We start from the raw sequence: 15,463 nt of genomic DNA on the forward strand, positions 1-15,463 counted from the left end.
TGCCGGTCGTACACCGTGCAGGACAAGACGCGACGACACGCAGGAGCAAGTGGTGATCGAAGAGACCCTCCTCGAGGCCGAGGAGAAGATGGAGAAGGCCGTCGTGGTCGCCAAGGAGGACTTCGCCGCGATCCGCACCGGGCGTGCGCACCCGGCGATGTTCAACAAGATCGTGGCGGACTACTACGGTGCGATCACGCCGATCAATCAGCTGGCGTCGTTCTCGGTTCCCGAGCCGCGCATGGCGGTCGTGACCCCGTTCGACAAGAGCGCGCTGCGCAACATCGAGCAGGCGATCCGTGACTCGGACCTCGGCGTCAACCCGAGCAACGACGGCAACATCATCCGTGTGGTGTTCCCGGAGCTGACCGAGGAGCGCCGCCGCGAGTACATCAAGGTCGCCAAGGGCAAGGCCGAGGACTCCAAGATCTCCATCCGCTCCGTCCGCCGCAAGGCGAAGGAGACCATCGACAAGCTGGTCAAGGACGGCGAGGTCGGCGAGGACGAGGGTCGCCGCGGCGAGAAGGAGCTCGACGACACCACCGCGAAGTACGTCGCGCAGGTGGACGAGCTGCTCAAGCACAAGGAAGCCGAGCTGCTCGAGGTCTGATGAACGACTCTTCCTGGGGGGCCCCGGCCGGTTCCGGCTACTGGGGGCCCGACCAGGGGCCTGCCCCGGCGGGTCCCGCATACGATGGGCTGCAGGCGGCGCAGACTCGGCCCATGCCCATCGTGCCCGACGTCCCCGCCGGCGATCACCAGGACGACCACGACCGGGGGGCCGCTCAGCCGAGCGGTCCCCTGTTCCGTGACGAGACGCCGAACGAGCACCCGCAGGAGCCCATGTCCAGCCCGTCCCAGCCCGCTGCCCCGCAGAAGAAGAGCGCGGGGCGCGATCTGGGCGCCGCCATAGGGGTCGGTGTCGGTCTGGGCGCCGTCATCGTCGCGTCCCTGTTCATCTGGAAGGCCGCGTTCATCGGCGTCATAGCGGTCGCCGTCGTGGTCGGTCTGTGGGAGCTCACCTCCCGTCTCCAGGAGCGCAAGGGCATCAAGGCTCCGCTGGTCCCGCTGGCGGTCGGCGGCGCGGCGATGGTCGTGGCCGGTTACGTCCGCGGCGCCGAGGGGGCCTGGGTCGCCATGGCCTTGACGGCGCTCGCGGTGCTCGTGTGGCGGATGACGGAACGGCCCGAGGGCTATCTGAAGGACGTCACGGCGGGCGTCTTCGCCGCGTTCTACGTACCGTTCCTGGCGACGTTCGTGGCGCTGATGCTCACGGCCGACGACGGTGCGGAACGGGTGCTCACGTTCCTGCTGCTCACGGTCGTCAGCGACACCGGCGCGTACGCGATCGGCTGGCGCTTCGGCAAGCACAAGCTGGCCCCGCGGATCAGCCCCGGCAAGACCCGCGAGGGCCTCGTCGGAGCAGTGACGTTCGCGATGGCGGCGGGTGCGCTGTGCATGGAGTTCCTCGTCGACGGCGGCTCGTGGTGGCAGGGCCTGCTGCTCGGCCTGGCGGTGGCGGCGAGCGCGACGCTCGGCGACCTCGGCGAGTCGATGATCAAGAGGGACCTCGGCATCAAGGACATGGGCACCTTGCTTCCGGGCCACGGCGGCATCATGGATCGCCTGGACTCGCTGCTGCCGACGGCGCCGGTGGTCTGGCTGCTGCTGGTGCTGTTCGTCGGTACGACCTGATCTCCACCGCTCCCTCACGAGGGGCCCGTCGCTCAAGAGCGGCGGGCCCCTCGTGCGTTGTGTGAGGCGCCGGTACGGCCATGCGGTGGACGGCTGCGGCGGGTCTCGGACGCCGCGGCGTCGGCGTTGGCACGATGCGCGCATGGCATCCAGGGGAGGAAGTCCGACAGCTCCGGCGGGGGCGCGTCTCGTCCTGCTGACGCTCGCGTCCGGTCAGTTCCTGATGGCGCTGGACAGCTCCGTCATGAACGTGTCGATCGCGACGGTCGCCGACGACGTGGGCACCACGGTGACCGGGATCCAGGGCGCCATCACCGCCTACACGCTCGTGATGGCGATGTTCATGATCCCCGGGGGCAAGGTCGGGGCGCTGATCGGCCGTAAGCGCGCCTTCATGATCGGCTGCGTGATCTACGGCTGCGGCTCCCTCACCACGGCGCTGGCACCGAACCTTCCCGTGCTGCTGGTGGGCTGGTCGTTCCTCGAAGGGATCGGGGCGGCGCTCATCATGCCCGCGATCGTGGCCCTGGTGGCCGGCAACTTCGCCACCGAGCGCCGCCCGACCGCGTACGGGATCGTGGCGGCCGCCGGAGCGGTGGCCATCGCTCTCGGGCCGCTCATCGGGGGCGTCGCCACGACGTACTTCTCCTGGCGCTGGGTCTTCGCCGGCGAGGTCCTCGTCGTGCTCGTCATCCTGGTGTTCGCCCGCCGCATCGCCGACGCCGTGGCCGAGCAGGGCGCGCGGATCGACCTCGTCGGAGCCGTACTGTCCTCGCTCGGGCTCGGGATCTTCGTCTACGGCGTGCTCCGCTCGGACGAATGGGGCTGGTTCCGTCCCAAGCCGGACGCACCCTCCTGGCTCGGCGTCTCGATGGTCGTGTGGTCGATGCTGGCGGGCCTGCTCCTGGTCTGGCTCTTCCTCCGCTGGGAGGCGCGCCTCGCCGCTCGCGGCGGGGAGCCTCTCGTCGACCCGGGAATGCTGCGGAACAAGCAGCTCACCGGCGGTCTGACGATGTTCTTCTTCCAGTACCTCGTCCAGATGGGCGTGTTCTTCGTCGTCCCCCTCTACCTCTCCGTCGCCCTGGGGCTGTCCGCGCTCGCGACCGGGGCGCGGATCCTGCCGCTCTCGCTGACACTGCTGGCGGCGGCCGTCCTGATTCCCCGGTTCCTTCCGGACGTCTCGCCGCGGCGGGTGGTACGGCTCGGGGTGTTCGCGCTGCTCGCGGGGGCCGTCGCGCTGATGGCGGCGCTCGACGCCGACGCCGGAGCGGAGATCGTCACCGTCCCCCTGCTGCTGATCGGGCTCGGCATGGGCGCGCTGGCCTCGCAGCTCGGTTCGGTGACCGTGTCCGCCGTCCCCGACAGCCGGAGCGCGGAGGTCGGAGGCGTGCAGAACGCCGTCACCAACCTCGGTGCCTCGATCGGTACGGCGCTCGCAGGGTCGCTCCTGATCGCCGCGCTCACGGCGTCGTTCCTCACGAGCGTCGAGGAGAACCCGGCGATCCCGTCCGACGTCAAGAGCCGGGCCGCCGTGGAACTCCAGAGCGGTGTCCCCTTCCTCTCGGACGCGCAGCTCCAAGAGGCGCTCGACGAGGCGGGCACCTCCGACGAGGTCACCGCGGCGGCCCTGGACGCGAACGCGGCCGCCCGTCTCGACGGCCTCCGCGCAGCCCTGGCGATCCTCGCGCTCTGCTCCCTCCTCGCCCTGTTCTTCACCCCCCGCATCCCCTCCACCCAGCCGGGCTCGCCACGCACCGGCGGCTGAGCGGGGGCGCCGGGAGCCGTCCGGATCTAGCGTGGACGTAAGCCGACGGGCCACCGAAGGGATCAGGCGATGAGCAACGCCATGGACAAGGCCAAGGGCAGGCTCAAAGAGGTCACAGGAAAGATCACCGGCAACGAACGGCTGGAGACCGAGGGCAGGACGGACCAGGCGAAGACCAGGATCCGCGAGACGATGAAGAGCGTCCGCGAGCGGGCGGAGGGCATCAAGGACTCCCTGAAGCGCGACCACTCCTGAACCGCTCCGACCCCGGCCGCGCCCTCCCCACCGCGGCGCCCGAGCCCGGACCCGGGCCCGAGCGCCGCCGCCCCAGGGGGGCGACTTTTGTCTGCGACACTGGTACCACCATGCCCAAGCCCGGAGAACTCACTTTCGTCGCCCCCCGCGGAGCCAAGAAGCCGCCGCGGCACCTTGCCGACCTCACGCCCGCCGAGCGCAAGGAGGCCGTCGCCGCGATCGGCGAGAAGCCGTTCCGCGCCAAGCAGCTGTCCACGCACTACTTCGCGCGGTACGCCCACGACCCCGCCGAGTGGACCGACATCCCCGCAGGCTCCCGCGAGAAGCTGCAGGGGGAGCTGCTGCCCGACCTGATGTCCGTGGTCCGGCACATCTCGTGTGACGACGACACCACCCGTAAGACCCTGTGGAAGCTGCACGACGGCACGCTCGTCGAGTCCGTGCTCATGCGCTATCCCGACCGGGTCACCATGTGCATCTCCTCACAGGCCGGCTGCGGGATGAACTGCCCGTTCTGCGCCACCGGGCAGGCCGGGCTCGACCGGAACCTGTCGACCGCGGAGATCGTGCACCAGATCGTCGACGGGATGCGCGCCCTGCGCGACGGCGAGGTGCCCGGGGGGCCGGCGCGGCTCAGCAACATCGTCTTCATGGGCATGGGCGAGCCGCTCGCCAACTACAAGCGGGTCGTCGGCGCGATCCGCCGGCTCACCGACCCCGAGCCGGACGGCCTCGGCCTCTCGCAGCGCGGCATCACCGTCTCCACCGTCGGCCTCGTGCCCGCGATGCTGCGCTTCGCCGACGAGGGCTTCAAGTGCCGGCTCGCCGTCTCGCTCCACGCGCCCGACGACGAGCTGCGCGACACCCTCGTGCCCGTCAACACGCGCTGGAAGGTCCGCGAGGTCCTCGACGCCGCCTGGGAGTACGCGGAGAAGTCCGGCCGCCGGATCTCCATCGAGTACGCCCTGATCCGGGACATCAACGACCAGGCCTGGCGGGGCGACCTCCTCGGTCGGCTGCTCAAGGGCAAGCGGGTCCATGTGAACCTGATTCCGCTGAACCCGACGCCCGGATCGAAGTGGACCGCGTCCCGGCCCGAGGACGAGAAGGCCTTCGTCGAGGCCATCGCCGCCCACGGTGTCCCCGTCACCGTCCGTGACACCCGCGGGCAGGAGATCGACGGCGCCTGTGGACAGCTCGCGGCGTCGGAGCGCTGACCTTGTAGTCTGTGCTCGAACACATCTCCATATTCCGACAGGGGAGCGCCACAGCGCTGAGAGTGCGGTCACCGGACCGCAGACCCTCTGAACCTTGCCCAGGTCATTCTGGGTAGGAAGTTCGGTCGCAACTCGAGCTGTTGCGCCCTGCCCACCCTCGGGTGGGCAGGGCCGCGTCTCTTCCTGGTCACACCCAGGAGGAAATTTCAGTGAGCACCAAGAAGATGGCCGCCGCGGCCATCGCCGCCGCGCTGGGCGTCACCACCCTCGCCGCCTGTGGCACCGACGACGTCAGAGGCGCGGCGGGCAAGAGCGGTGAGCCCGCGCCGAAGACCGTGACCCTCGTGAGCCACGACTCCTTCAACGCCTCCAAGGAGGTCCTGGCGGAGTTCACCAAGCAGACCGGCTTCACCGTCAAGGTCCTCAAGAGCGGCGACGCCGGCGTGGCCGTCAACAAGGAGATCCTGACCAAGGGCTCCCCGCAGGGCGACGTCTTCTTCGGCGTCGACAACACCCTGCTCTCCCGCGCCCTCGACAACGGCATCTTCGTGCCGTACGAGGCCAAGGGCCTGGACGCCGTCGCCGCCGAGGCGCAGCTCGACAAGGAGCACCGGGTCACCCCGATCGACACCGGCGACATCTGCGTCAACTACGACAAGAAGTACTTCGCCGACAAGAAGCTCGCCCCTCCGCAGACCTTCGACGACCTGGCCAAGCCGGAGTACAAGGACCTGCTCGTGGTCGAGAACCCGGAGAAGTCCTCTCCCGGCCTCGGCTTCCTCCTCGGCACGGCCGCCCAGTACGGCGACGACGGCTGGCAGGACTACTGGAAGAAGCTCAAGGCCAACGGCGTGAAGACCGTCGACAGCTGGGAGCTCGCCTACAACCAGGAGTTCTCCGGCTCGGCCGGCGGCCAGAAGGCGAAGGGAGACCGGCCCCTGGTCGTCTCGTACGCCTCCAGCCCGCCGGTCGAGGTCCTCTACTCCGAGCCGCAGCCGAAGGACGCGCCGACCGGCGTCTCCACCGGCACCTGCTTCCGCCAGATCGAGTTCGCCGGACTGCTGAACGGTGCGAAGAACCCCGAGGGCGGCAAGGCGCTGATCGACTTCCTGATCTCGAAGAAGTTCCAGGAGGACATGCCGCTGCAGATGTTCGTCAACCCGGTCACCGAGGGCGCCCAGCTGCCCGAGCTGTTCACCAAGCACGGTGTGGTCGTCGACAAGCCGCAGACCATGGCGCCCGAGAAGATCGCCGAGAAGCGCGACCAGTGGATCCAGTCGTGGTCCTCGCTCGTCCTGAAGTAGCCCGTAAGCGGTCCGACCGCCGGGGAAGCGCGGCGCGGCTCGGCCTCATGGCCGTGCCCGTCGCCTTCTTCGCGCTCTTCTTCGCCTGGCCCGTCGTCTCGATCGTCGAGCGCGGGCTGCGGACCGACGGCGCCTGGCGGTTCGACCGGTTCGGCGAGACGCTCAGCCGGCCGGAGATCCTCGACGTCCTCTGGTTCACGCTCTGGCAGGCGCTCGCCTCCACCGCGCTGACGCTGCTGATCGCGCTGCCCGGCGCGTACGTCTTCGCGCGCTTCGACTTCCCCGGCAAGGGGCTGCTGCGCGCGGTCGTCACCGTGCCCTTCGTGATGCCGACCGTCATGGTCGGTACGGCCTTCCTGGCGCTCGTCGGGCGCGGCGGGCTCCTGGACGAGCTGTGGGGCGTGCGCCTGGACACCACCGTCTGGGCGATCCTCCTCGCGCACGTCTTCTTCAACTACGCCGTCGTCGTCAGGACCGTCGGCGGCCTGTGGGCGCAGCTCGACCCGCGCCAGGAGGAGGCCGCCCGCGTCCTCGGCGCCTCCCGGTTCACCGCCTGGCGGACCGTGACCCTGCCCGCGCTCGCCCCGGCCGTCGCCGCGGCATCGCTGATGGTGTTCCTGTTCACCGCGGGATCCTTCGCCATCGTCCAGATCCTCGGGGGACCGGCGTACTCCACCCTGGAGACGGAGATCTACCGGCAGACGGTCGACCGCTTCGACCTGACGACGGCCGCCGTCCTCACCCTCGTCCAGTTCGTGGCCGTCGGCGTCGTCCTCGCCGTGCACGCCCGGACGGTACGGCGCCGGGAGACGGCCCTGAAACTCGTGGCACCGGAGCAGACCGCGCGGCGGCCCAGGGGCTTCGGCCAGTGGGCGCTCTTCGGCGGCGTCCTGGTCTCCATCGTCCTGCTGCTGGTGCTGCCCCTGGCCGTGCTCGTCGAGCGGTCCTTCGACACCCCGGGCGGGTACGGCCTCGACTACTACCGGGCCCTGCAGTCCGTCGACCCGTCCGGCACCTTCCTCGTGCCCATGGTCGACACGATCGGGAACTCCCTCCGGTACGCCCTGGTGGCCACGGCCTTCGCCCTCGTCATCGGGGGACTCGCGGCGGCCGCCCTGACCCGGCGGGCCGGCCGGCTGGTGCGCGGATTCGACGCGCTGCTGATGCTGCCGCTCGGGGTCTCCGCCGTCACCGTCGGCTTCGGCTTCCTGATCACGCTCGACGAGCCGCCGTTCGACCTGCGGGCGAGCTGGATCCTCGTGCCGCTCGCTCAGGCGCTGGTCGGTGTCCCCTTCGTCGTACGGACGATGCTGCCGGTCCTGCGGGCCGTCGACGAACGGCTGCGGGAGGCGGCCGCCGTGCTCGGCGCCTCGCCGCTGCGAGCCTGGCGCGAGGTCGATCTGCCGCTGGTGCGGCGGGCGGTGCTCATCGCGGCCGGGTTCGCCTTCGCGGTCTCCCTGGGCGAGTTCGGCGCGACCGTCTTCATCGCCCGGCCCGACAATCCGACGCTTCCCGTCGCCGTGGCCCGGCTCCTCGGCCGGCCCGGCGAGCTCAACTACGGTCAGGCCATGGCCCTTTCGACGATTCTGATGGTGGTGTGCGCGGTGTCCCTGCTGCTGCTCGAACGGCTCCGCGCGGGCCGGACCGCCTCCGGGGAGTTCTGATGCTGCACATCGAGGGCGCGACCGTTCGGTTCGGGGAGCGGGCCGCGCTCGACTCCGTGGACCTGGAGGTGGCCGACCACGAGATCGTGTGCGTGCTCGGGCCGAGCGGCAGCGGCAAGTCCACGCTGCTGCGGGCCGTCGCCGGACTCCAGGCGCTCGACGGCGGGCGTGTGCTGCTCGACGGCACCGACCTGACCGGGGTGCCCGCGCACCGGCGCGGCGTCGGGCTGATGTTCCAGGACCACCAGCTCTTCCCCCAGCGGGACGTGGGCGGCAACGTCGCCTTCGGGCTGCGGATGCACGGGGTGGAGCGGGCCGAACGGGACGCGCGGGTACGTGAACTGCTGGAGCTCGTCGGACTGCCCGGGGCCTCGGGGCGGGCCGTCGCCGCGCTCTCCGGCGGCGAGCAGCAGCGCGTGGCGCTCGCCCGGGCGCTCGCCCCCCGCCCCCGGCTGCTGATGCTGGACGAGCCGCTGGGCCAGCTCGACCGCGGCCTGCGGGAACGGCTCGTCGTCGAACTGCGCGGCCTCTTCGGCCGGTTGGGTACGACCGTGCTCGCCGTCACTCACGACCAGGGGGAGGCGTTCGCGCTCGCCGACCGGGTCGTGGTGATGAAGGACGGCAGGATCGCCCAGTCCGGCACACCGCTGGAGGTCTGGCAGCGGCCTTCCTCCGCGTTCGTGGCGCGGTTCCTCGGCTTCGACAACGTCGTGCCCGGAACGGTGAGCGGGGCCGCCGCCGACACGGTGTGGGGCAAGATCCCGGTGCCGGACGGTTCGCCCGAGGGCGCGCGGCAGATCCTCGTACGCCCGGGCGGTGTCCGGCTCGTGCCCCCGGCCGACGGTCTGGCGTGCACGGTCGAGGCCCGCACGTTCCGCGGCACGCACGTCGCGGTCCGCCTCCGTCCGGCCGAAGGGCCGCCCCTGGAGGCGGAGTGCACGCTCCACGGCGCGCCCGAGGAGGGCACGGAGGTGGGCGTGACCTTCGCCCCGGACGAGGTCGTGGTCCTCGCCGCCGACGGTGGTTGACACATCGCCCATCGGGTCACTCGGAATGATCAACTGATCTACGCTGCTTCGAATGAGCGGAATAGATCTGGGCAACGGAGTGGTCGGCGCGATTCTGGGAGTCGTCTTCGCCACCCTGTTCCAGCAGTGGACACAGGACATCTGGTTCAGGGTCAGACGCCGATCGGCGGGGATGCTCCGCAGCCTCACCTACCGGGAGCAGCAAGGGCCTGCCTGGTCCACGTTCTCTCTCGGCCCGCTGCACACCTCCGCGCTCGTTGTGGAGGGCGACGGCGACCGCGCCATCGCTCCCGAGTCGGTCCATGTCCAGGTCCTCACCGAGGACGTCGAGCTGCCCGCCGAGATGGCGGGCTGGCGGGCGGAGATCGAGGCGGAGGAGCGGCGTGCCGAGGCGGCAGGCGAGCGCAGGCCGGTGTGGAACGGGCAGCGGTACGCCGTCGAGAGCCTGGAGGTGACCCGTACGGCGCTCGACGAGCAGCCCGAGGTCCACCTGCGGCTGCGGCCCACGGACTACTACACCTTCCTCGCCGCCCAGCAGCTGGATCGCAGGATGACGGACGGGTCCACGCCCCGCACCCGCTACCTCGACGCCGAACAGCCCCTGGCCGCACCCGCGTTCCTCCAGTGCAGCTTCGCCGTCAACATCGCCGTGGTCACCTCCGACCACCTGCTCGCAGTGAGCCGGCGCAGCAGCCGGGTGCGGCTGGCTCCCGGCATGTGGAACTCCTCCGTCAACGAGGGCCTGGCCCGGCACATCGACTCCTCCGGCCGCAACGCCCCCGACGTACACGCCGTCGCCCGCCGGGGGATGCGCGAGGAGATGTCGCTGGAACCGCACGAATACACGCTCGATCTGCTGGCCTTCGTCCTCGACGTCGACAAACGGCACTGGAGCGCACACTTCTACGCGCGGCTGACGGACATGACGGGCGATCACCTCCGGTCACGCATGAGCCGGGGCGTGGCGGACCGCTGGGAGCACGAGACGATGGAGTACGTTCCCTTCCGGTCGGCGGACGTGACGCGGTACCTCCTGCGGCCCGACCGGATCCACCTCTGGGCGCCGCTGGCGCCCTCCCTGTTCCATCTGGCGCTGGTGCACGTGCACGGCAGGGCGTCGGTGGAGCGCGCAGAAGCCCAGGCGGTACGCAGGCTCTAGCCGACCCGGCCGCCCGTATCGTCCCCGTTCCCGGCCGTCAGCGTCCGGGGCTCAGGCGGCGGAGGGCTTCCGGGGCCTCGTCGATCGAGTCGACCAGGGCGATGCGTGCCGCCATCGGGCGGTCGGCGGCCAGGGACTGGAGCAGCGGCCAGGCGGGCAGCCGCTCCGTCCAGTGCGCCGTGTTCACCAGGACCATGGGGGTGGGCCCGCCCCGCGACTCGTAGTAGTTCGGAGTCGTGTTGTCGAAGATCTCCTGCACCGTGCCGGCCGCGCCCGGCAGGAAGATCACCCCGGCGTCGCACCGGGCGAGCAGACCGTCCTCCCGGGTGGCGTTGGCGAAGTACTTGGCGATGTGACCGGCGAACGGGTTCGGCGGCTCGTGGCCGTAGAACCAGGTGGGGATGCCGACCGAGTCGCCGCCCTCCGGCCAGCGGGACCGGACGTCGAACGCGGCGCGCGCCCACTCGGTGACGGAGGGGGTGAACGAGGGGGCCTTGGCGAGGAGTTCGAGCGCCTCCTCGAGGACGTCGTCGTCGAGCGGCGCGGTGTACGCCCCCAGGTTCGCGGCCTCCATCGCGCCGGGTCCGCCGCCGGTCGCCACGGTGAGTCCGGTACGGGCCAGGGACCGGCCGAGCCGGGCCGCTCCGGCGTAGGCGTCGCCGCCACGGCCCATCGCGTGCCCACCCATGACGCCGACGACACGGGCGCCGTCGAGCAGCTCGTCCAGGGCGTCGGAGATCGCGTCGTCGTGGACGGAGCGGAGCATCGACGCGAAGACGTCGCCGTCGGCCTTCGTCCGCCGGAACCAGTCGTACGAGCGGAAGTCGGGGGTCGCCTCGTACCCCTCGTCCTCGACGCCGTCGAACAGTTCGCCGGGGGAGTAGAGCCGGGCACGGTACGGATCGAACGGGAGATCCGGCACGGGCGGGAAGACGAGCGCCCCGTCGGCGCGGACCTTCGCCGCGGCCTCGGGCTGCAGGGCGCACCCGAGGAAGACGGCGTCGGCGGTGGGGGTGGAGAGCAGGGCGAAGGTCCGGTCGGTCAGGTCGACCGACTGGACCCGGTATCCGAGGAGGGACCCGCGGGCGATCACCGCGTCGAACTCGGCGGGGGTGTGGATCTCGCGTTCGTGGCGGGTCATGGGGCCAGCGTAGGGCCCCGTGGGGCGAGCCCGGACGCGGGCGCCGCTCCGGTCGACGCTGCCCGCCGCGGGTGCCGGGTGCACCGCCGTGCCCGCCCGGAAGGCGTCAACCGGACGCCCCGCCCTGCCGCCCCCCGCCGGTCCGGGCGCGGCGCAGGTGCCCGGCCCCGCCGCTCACGCCCCCAGCGGGACCGCCGCCAGTCGGCCCACCAGGATCGTCAGGGGGAGGAAGACCGCCAGCAGCGCACCCGCGCGCATCAGTGCCGCCGTGCGCAGGACCGTGGGCGGGGCGCCCAGGCGGACCAGGGCCTCGGCCGTATGGGCGCGGCACTGCCTGGACTCCAGGGCCGCCGTCAGCAGCGTCGCCGTGGTGCACGTCATCACCAGCACCGCGCCCAGTCCGGTCAGCGGCCCGAAGCCGCCCTTCCCCGTGTCGTACAGCGAGGCCGCCGCGACCGCGCCCGAGGCCACCGCGCACACCACGCCCAGCGGGCGCCCGATGCGGCGGGACTCGTCCATCAGGACACGGCCCGCGAGGAGCCGGGTCGCGCCCGGCCGGACCGTCTGGAGCAGCCGGCCGCACCAGTGGGTGATGCCGGGGCCCGCCATCGCGAGGCCGATCGCGGTGAGGATCCAGCCCGCGAGGACCCCCGCCGGGTTGCCGTCGAGGCGCCCCGGGAGCGGCAGTCCGCCGCCGTCGGCGCCCTGCCCCGCGTACGTCTCGACGGCGAGGCCGACCGCGAGCAGGGCCACGCCCCAGGGCAGTCCCGAGGGCGCCGTCCGCTCGACGCCGTCGGGGGCCGTGGGGCTCTTCCCCGGCCGCAGGGCGAGGCCGGCGGCCGTGGAGGCGGCCACCGGGAGGACGGCGAGGAGGGTGAGCGCCGCGGCGAGCGGGATCGGGCGGCCCGCGGCGAGCAGCTCGGCGGCCGCGCCGTCGAACGGCAGCCCGGTGATGTCGCCGCGCAGGTGCAGGTAGAACAGGAGCGCGACCGTCGAGCCGAGCGTGCAGGAGACGGCCGTCGAGGCCGCGGCGATCGCCGTGAGCCGGGCCGGGCCGAGTCCGATCGCCGAGAGCCCGGGGCGCGGCCGGGTGCTGGGATCCGTACGGGCGACGGCGACCGCGAACTGCACGGTCGCGGCCATCGGGACCACGCACCACAGCAGCCGCAGGGTCGCGGCGGCCGACCGGTCCGGGTGACCCACGGCGTACCCGAGCGTGCAGAGCAGCAGAAAGCCGACCCCCGCGGCCGCCGCGGCGACCAGGAGGCGCCGCAGCAGCACGAGGGGGTGGGTGCCGCGGACTAGACGGAGAGCGAGCACGCGGCGACGCCCTCCGCCCCGTTGGCCGGTGACGTGGAGCCCACCCGGCGGCCGTCGAGCAGGGCGACCGAGCGGTCGGCGAGGGCGGCGACCTCCGGGTCGTGGGTGGCGAGGAGCACGGTGATCCCGTGCGAGCGGGCCGCGGCCGTGAGCGTGCGGAGCACCTGGGCTCCGTCGGCGCGGTGCAGGGAGGCGGTCGGCTCGTCGGCGAAGAGCACGGACGGCGTGGTGACCAGCGCCCGGGCGATGGCGATCCGCTGCCGCTGCGACTGGGTCAGCGCGTGCGGACGGCTCCGGGCGCAGGCGCCGATGTCGAGCCGCTCCAGCCACTCCATGGCGGAGGCCTTCGCGGTCCGGTGCGAGACCCCGCGGAGCAGGAGCGCCAGGGCCGCGTTCTCCCAGGCGGTGAGCTCCGGTACGAGTCCGGGCTCGGGGTCGATCCAGCTGAACCGGTCGCGGCGCAGCCGCTCGCGCTGGACCGGGGTCATGGTGTGCACCGGGCTGCTGTTGAACCAGACCTCGCCCTGCTGGGCGACGGTCTGCCCCGACAGACAGCGCATGAGGGTGGTCTTGCCGCTGCCGCGCGGGCCGACCAGGGCGAGGATCTCGGCCTCGCGCACCCCCAGGGAGACGCCGGTCAGGACGTCCGAGCCCTCCAGGGTGCAGTGCAGGGAACGCGCCCAGAGCACGTCGTTGTCCGGTGGGGCCATCGCGTACACCTCGATGTCGGATCCGATTCTTGCGTTCCCCCGTCCGAGGGAACGAAGGGACGGGCCTGTCGGTCACTGGGCACCGTAAGGATTCAGATCCGTTTGTACGGACAGCACACGGCCCGGGTTGCCGCCATCCACTCGGATGGCGGCAACCCGGGCCGGTGGTCACGCCGTGAGGGCGGCGTGAGGTCCACGGTCCCCGCGCGGGGCGGGGGCGGCGGGGAGGGTCAGAGCTTGGTCCACGCCTCGGTCAGCACCGAGCGGAGGATGCCTTCGATCTCGTCGAAGGTGCCCTGGTCGGCGATGAGCGGCGGGGCCAGCTGGATGACCGGGTCGCCACGGTCGTCGGCGCGGCAGTAGAGGCCGTTCTCGAAGAGCGCCTTGGAGAGGAAGCCGTAGAGCACGCGCTCGGTCTCCTCGTCCGTGAAGGACTCCTTGGTGACCTTGTCCTTCACGAGCTCGATGCCGTAGAAGTAGCCGTTGCCGCGGACGTCGCCGACGATCGGCAGGTCGTGCAGCTTCTGCAGCGTCGAGAAGAAGGCACCCTCGTTGTCCAGCACGTGCTGGTTGAGGCCTTCCTTGTCGAAGATGTCGAGGTTGGCGATCGCGACCGCCGACGACACCGGGTGGCCACCGAAGGTGTAGCCGTGCAGGAAGGTGTTGTCACCCTTGTAGAACGGCTCCGCGATGCGGTCCGAGACGATACAGGCACCGATCGGGGAGTAGCCCGAGGTCATGCCCTTGGCGCAGGTGATCATGTCCGGCACGTAGCCGAACTTGTCACAGGCGAACATCGTGCCGAGGCGGCCGAAGGCGCAGATCGTCTCGTCGGAGACGAGGAGCACGTCGTACTGGTCGCAGATCTCGCGGACCCGCTGGAAGTACCCGGGCGGCGGCGGGAAGCAGCCGCCGGCGTTCTGCACCGGCTCCAGGAAGACGGCCGCGACGGTCTCGGGGCCCTCGAAGAGGATCTGCTGCTCGATCTGGTCGGCGGCCCAGCGGCCGAAGGCCTCGGGGTCGTCGCCGTGGATCGGGGCGCGGTAGATGTTCGTGTTCGGCACCTTGTGCGCGCCGGGGACCAGCGGCTCGAAGGGGGCCTTGAGGGCCGGGAGGCCGGTGATCGACAGGGCGCCCTGCGGGGTGCCGTGGTAGGCGACCGCACGCGAGATGACCTTGTACTTGGTGTGCTTGCCCTGCAGCTTGAAGTACTGCTTGGCGAGCTTCCACGCGGTCTCGACGGCCTCGCCGCCACCGGTGGTGAAGAAGACCTTGTTCAGGTCGCCCGGGGCGTAGTCGGCCAGGCGCTCGGCCAGCTCGACGGCCTTGGGGTGCGCGTACGACCACACGGGGAAGAACGCGAGCTCCTGGGCCTGCTTGTAGGCGACCTCGGCCAGCTCCTTGCGGCCGTGGCCGGCGTTGACCACGAAGAGACCCGCGAGTCCGTCGAGGTACCGCTTGCCCTTGTCGTCGAAGATGTAGGTGCCCTCGCCACGCACGATGGTGGGCACGGGAGAGTTCTCGTACGACGACATGCGCGTGAAGTGCATCCACAGGTGGTCGTACGCGGTCTTGGACAGGTCCTGGGTCACGATTATCGAGTTCCCCACATGTAGGTCTGCTTCTTGAGCTTGAGGTAGACGAAGCTCTCCGTGGAGCGCACGCCGGGGAGGGTTCGGATGCGCTTGTTGATCACATCCAGCAGATGGTCGTCATCCTCACAGACGACCTCCACCATCAGGTCGAACGAGCCCGCGGTCATGACCACGTACTCACATTCCGACATGGCAGTCAGTGCTTCCGCGACCGGATCAAGGTCGCCCTCGACGTTGATGCCGACCATCGCCTGGCGCCGGAGACCCACCGTGAGCGGGTCGGTGACGGCGACGATCTGCATGACGCCCTGGTCGAGCAGCTTCTGGACCCGCTGCCGGACGGCCGCCTCGGAGAGGCCCACGGCCTTGCCGATCGCGGCGTACGGACGGCGACCGTCCTCCTGGAGCTGTTCGATGATCGCCAGAGAGACGGCATCGATCGTCGGGGACGAACCGGAACCGGTTCTGGAGTTCGTGCTTTGACTGGCCACGTCCTCACTCTGCACCGAGACTCGTCGGTCTGGCAAGCCCGAAGCGATGAAATTCGTTGTTTGAGGGCGCGGATCGCACTGAATCCGAAGTTGGCGGATGTCGGGCCTGTCGAAAGCGT

14 protein-coding genes and 1 riboswitch are annotated in these 15,463 nt (G+C 71.0%); of the genes, 9 read left to right on the plus strand and 5 right to left on the minus strand.

Annotated features, from left to right (window positions below):
- Nucleotides 1-52 precede the first annotated feature (52 nt).
- From frr to ACFVGW_RS30010, 9 genes are all read left to right on the plus strand, one after another.
- Entirely contained in the window at nt 53-610 is a 558-nt protein-coding gene (gene frr, locus ACFVGW_RS29970) for a ribosome recycling factor (protein ID WP_158990977.1), read from the plus strand.
- Complete coding sequence (locus ACFVGW_RS29975; RefSeq protein ID WP_352191872.1) at nt 610-1,695, plus strand: phosphatidate cytidylyltransferase; 1,086 nt, start codon at nt 610-612, stop codon at nt 1,693-1,695. Before frr ends, ACFVGW_RS29975 begins: the two co-directional genes overlap by 1 nt.
- A 142-nt stretch (nt 1,696-1,837) precedes the next feature.
- On the plus strand, nt 1,838-3,460 hold the full coding sequence (locus ACFVGW_RS29980) for an MFS transporter (protein WP_385854133.1): 1,623 nt from the start codon (nt 1,838-1,840) through the stop codon (nt 3,458-3,460).
- 69 nt (nt 3,461-3,529) lie between these two features.
- Nucleotides 3,530-3,715: a CsbD family protein gene (locus ACFVGW_RS29985; protein WP_383226724.1), complete on the plus strand. Its 186-nt coding sequence runs from the start codon at nt 3,530-3,532 to the stop codon at nt 3,713-3,715.
- A gap of 110 nt (nt 3,716-3,825) precedes the next feature.
- On the plus strand, nt 3,826-4,932 hold the full coding sequence (gene rlmN / locus ACFVGW_RS29990; RefSeq protein WP_362003367.1) for a 23S rRNA (adenine(2503)-C(2))-methyltransferase RlmN: 1,107 nt from the start codon (nt 3,826-3,828) through the stop codon (nt 4,930-4,932).
- Between the two features lie 29 nt (nt 4,933-4,961).
- Nucleotides 4,962-5,069, plus strand: a riboswitch (TPP riboswitch).
- A gap of 87 nt (nt 5,070-5,156) precedes the next feature.
- Nucleotides 5,157-6,236 (plus strand): thiamine ABC transporter substrate binding subunit, encoded by a 1,080-nt coding sequence (locus ACFVGW_RS29995; RefSeq protein WP_383297005.1) that lies wholly within the window; start codon nt 5,157-5,159, stop codon nt 6,234-6,236.
- 47 nt (nt 6,237-6,283) lie between these two features.
- Nucleotides 6,284-7,900 carry an ABC transporter permease gene (locus tag ACFVGW_RS30000; RefSeq protein ID WP_385854134.1) on the plus strand — a complete coding sequence of 539 codons (1,617 nt, stop codon included), beginning with the start codon at nt 6,284-6,286 and terminating at the stop codon, nt 7,898-7,900.
- Complete coding sequence (locus tag ACFVGW_RS30005) at nt 7,900-8,928, plus strand: ABC transporter ATP-binding protein (protein ID WP_385854135.1); 1,029 nt, start codon at nt 7,900-7,902, stop codon at nt 8,926-8,928. The genes ACFVGW_RS30000 and ACFVGW_RS30005 overlap by 1 nt, the downstream gene beginning before the upstream one ends.
- A 52-nt stretch (nt 8,929-8,980) precedes the next feature.
- Nucleotides 8,981-10,087, plus strand: a complete 1,107-nt coding sequence (locus ACFVGW_RS30010) for a hypothetical protein (RefSeq protein WP_385854136.1) — start codon at nt 8,981-8,983, stop codon at nt 10,085-10,087.
- Between the two features lie 37 nt (nt 10,088-10,124).
- Here ACFVGW_RS30010 and ACFVGW_RS30015 read toward each other — a convergent pair whose 3' ends face one another.
- The 5 genes from ACFVGW_RS30015 to ACFVGW_RS30035 all read right to left on the minus strand — a co-directional run bounded on the left by ACFVGW_RS30015 (nt 10,125) and on the right by ACFVGW_RS30035 (nt 15,344).
- Nucleotides 10,125-11,228, minus strand: a complete 1,104-nt coding sequence (locus ACFVGW_RS30015) for an LOG family protein (RefSeq protein WP_385854137.1) — start codon at nt 11,226-11,228, stop codon at nt 10,125-10,127.
- Between the two features lie 174 nt (nt 11,229-11,402).
- Nucleotides 11,403-12,548, minus strand: a complete 1,146-nt coding sequence (locus ACFVGW_RS30020) for a hypothetical protein (protein WP_385854138.1) — start codon at nt 12,546-12,548, stop codon at nt 11,403-11,405.
- Complete coding sequence (locus ACFVGW_RS30025) at nt 12,530-13,258, minus strand: ABC transporter ATP-binding protein (protein WP_385854139.1); 729 nt, start codon at nt 13,256-13,258, stop codon at nt 12,530-12,532. Before ACFVGW_RS30025 ends, ACFVGW_RS30020 begins: the two co-directional genes overlap by 19 nt.
- Before the next feature lie 230 nt (nt 13,259-13,488).
- Entirely contained in the window at nt 13,489-14,868 is a 1,380-nt protein-coding gene (locus tag ACFVGW_RS30030; RefSeq protein ID WP_352191864.1) for an aspartate aminotransferase family protein, read from the minus strand.
- Nucleotides 14,853-15,344, minus strand: coding sequence for an Lrp/AsnC family transcriptional regulator (locus ACFVGW_RS30035; protein ID WP_352191863.1), 492 nt, complete (start codon nt 15,342-15,344; stop codon nt 14,853-14,855). Before ACFVGW_RS30035 ends, ACFVGW_RS30030 begins: the two co-directional genes overlap by 16 nt.
- Between the last annotated feature and the right edge of the window lie 119 nt (nt 15,345-15,463).

Source organism: Streptomyces sp. NPDC127129 (assembly GCF_042671585.1).
Classification (GTDB): domain Bacteria; phylum Actinomycetota; class Actinomycetes; order Streptomycetales; family Streptomycetaceae; genus Streptomyces.

Bases quoted from the DNA above. Each gene is read 5' to 3' on its own strand.
- ACFVGW_RS29975 (WP_352191872.1), top strand. From the start codon at position 610: ATGAACGACTCTTCCTGGGGGGCCCCGGCCGGTTCCGGCTACTGGGGG.
- ACFVGW_RS29980 (WP_385854133.1), top strand. From the start codon at position 1,838: ATGGCATCCAGGGGAGGAAGTCCGACAGCTCCGGCGGGGGCGCGTCTC.
- ACFVGW_RS29985 (WP_383226724.1), top strand. From the start codon at position 3,530: ATGAGCAACGCCATGGACAAGGCCAAGGGCAGGCTCAAAGAGGTCACA.
- rlmN (WP_362003367.1), top strand. From the start codon at position 3,826: ATGCCCAAGCCCGGAGAACTCACTTTCGTCGCCCCCCGCGGAGCCAAG.
- ACFVGW_RS29995 (WP_383297005.1), top strand. From the start codon at position 5,157: ATGGCCGCCGCGGCCATCGCCGCCGCGCTGGGCGTCACCACCCTCGCC.
- ACFVGW_RS30000 (WP_385854134.1), top strand. From the start codon at position 6,284: ATGGCCGTGCCCGTCGCCTTCTTCGCGCTCTTCTTCGCCTGGCCCGTC.
- ACFVGW_RS30005 (WP_385854135.1), top strand. From the start codon at position 7,900: ATGCTGCACATCGAGGGCGCGACCGTTCGGTTCGGGGAGCGGGCCGCG.
- ACFVGW_RS30010 (WP_385854136.1), top strand. From the start codon at position 8,981: ATGAGCGGAATAGATCTGGGCAACGGAGTGGTCGGCGCGATTCTGGGA.
- ACFVGW_RS30015 (WP_385854137.1), bottom strand. From the start codon at position 11,228: ATGACCCGCCACGAACGCGAGATCCACACCCCCGCCGAGTTCGACGCG.
- ACFVGW_RS30025 (WP_385854139.1), bottom strand. From the start codon at position 13,258: ATGGCCCCACCGGACAACGACGTGCTCTGGGCGCGTTCCCTGCACTGC.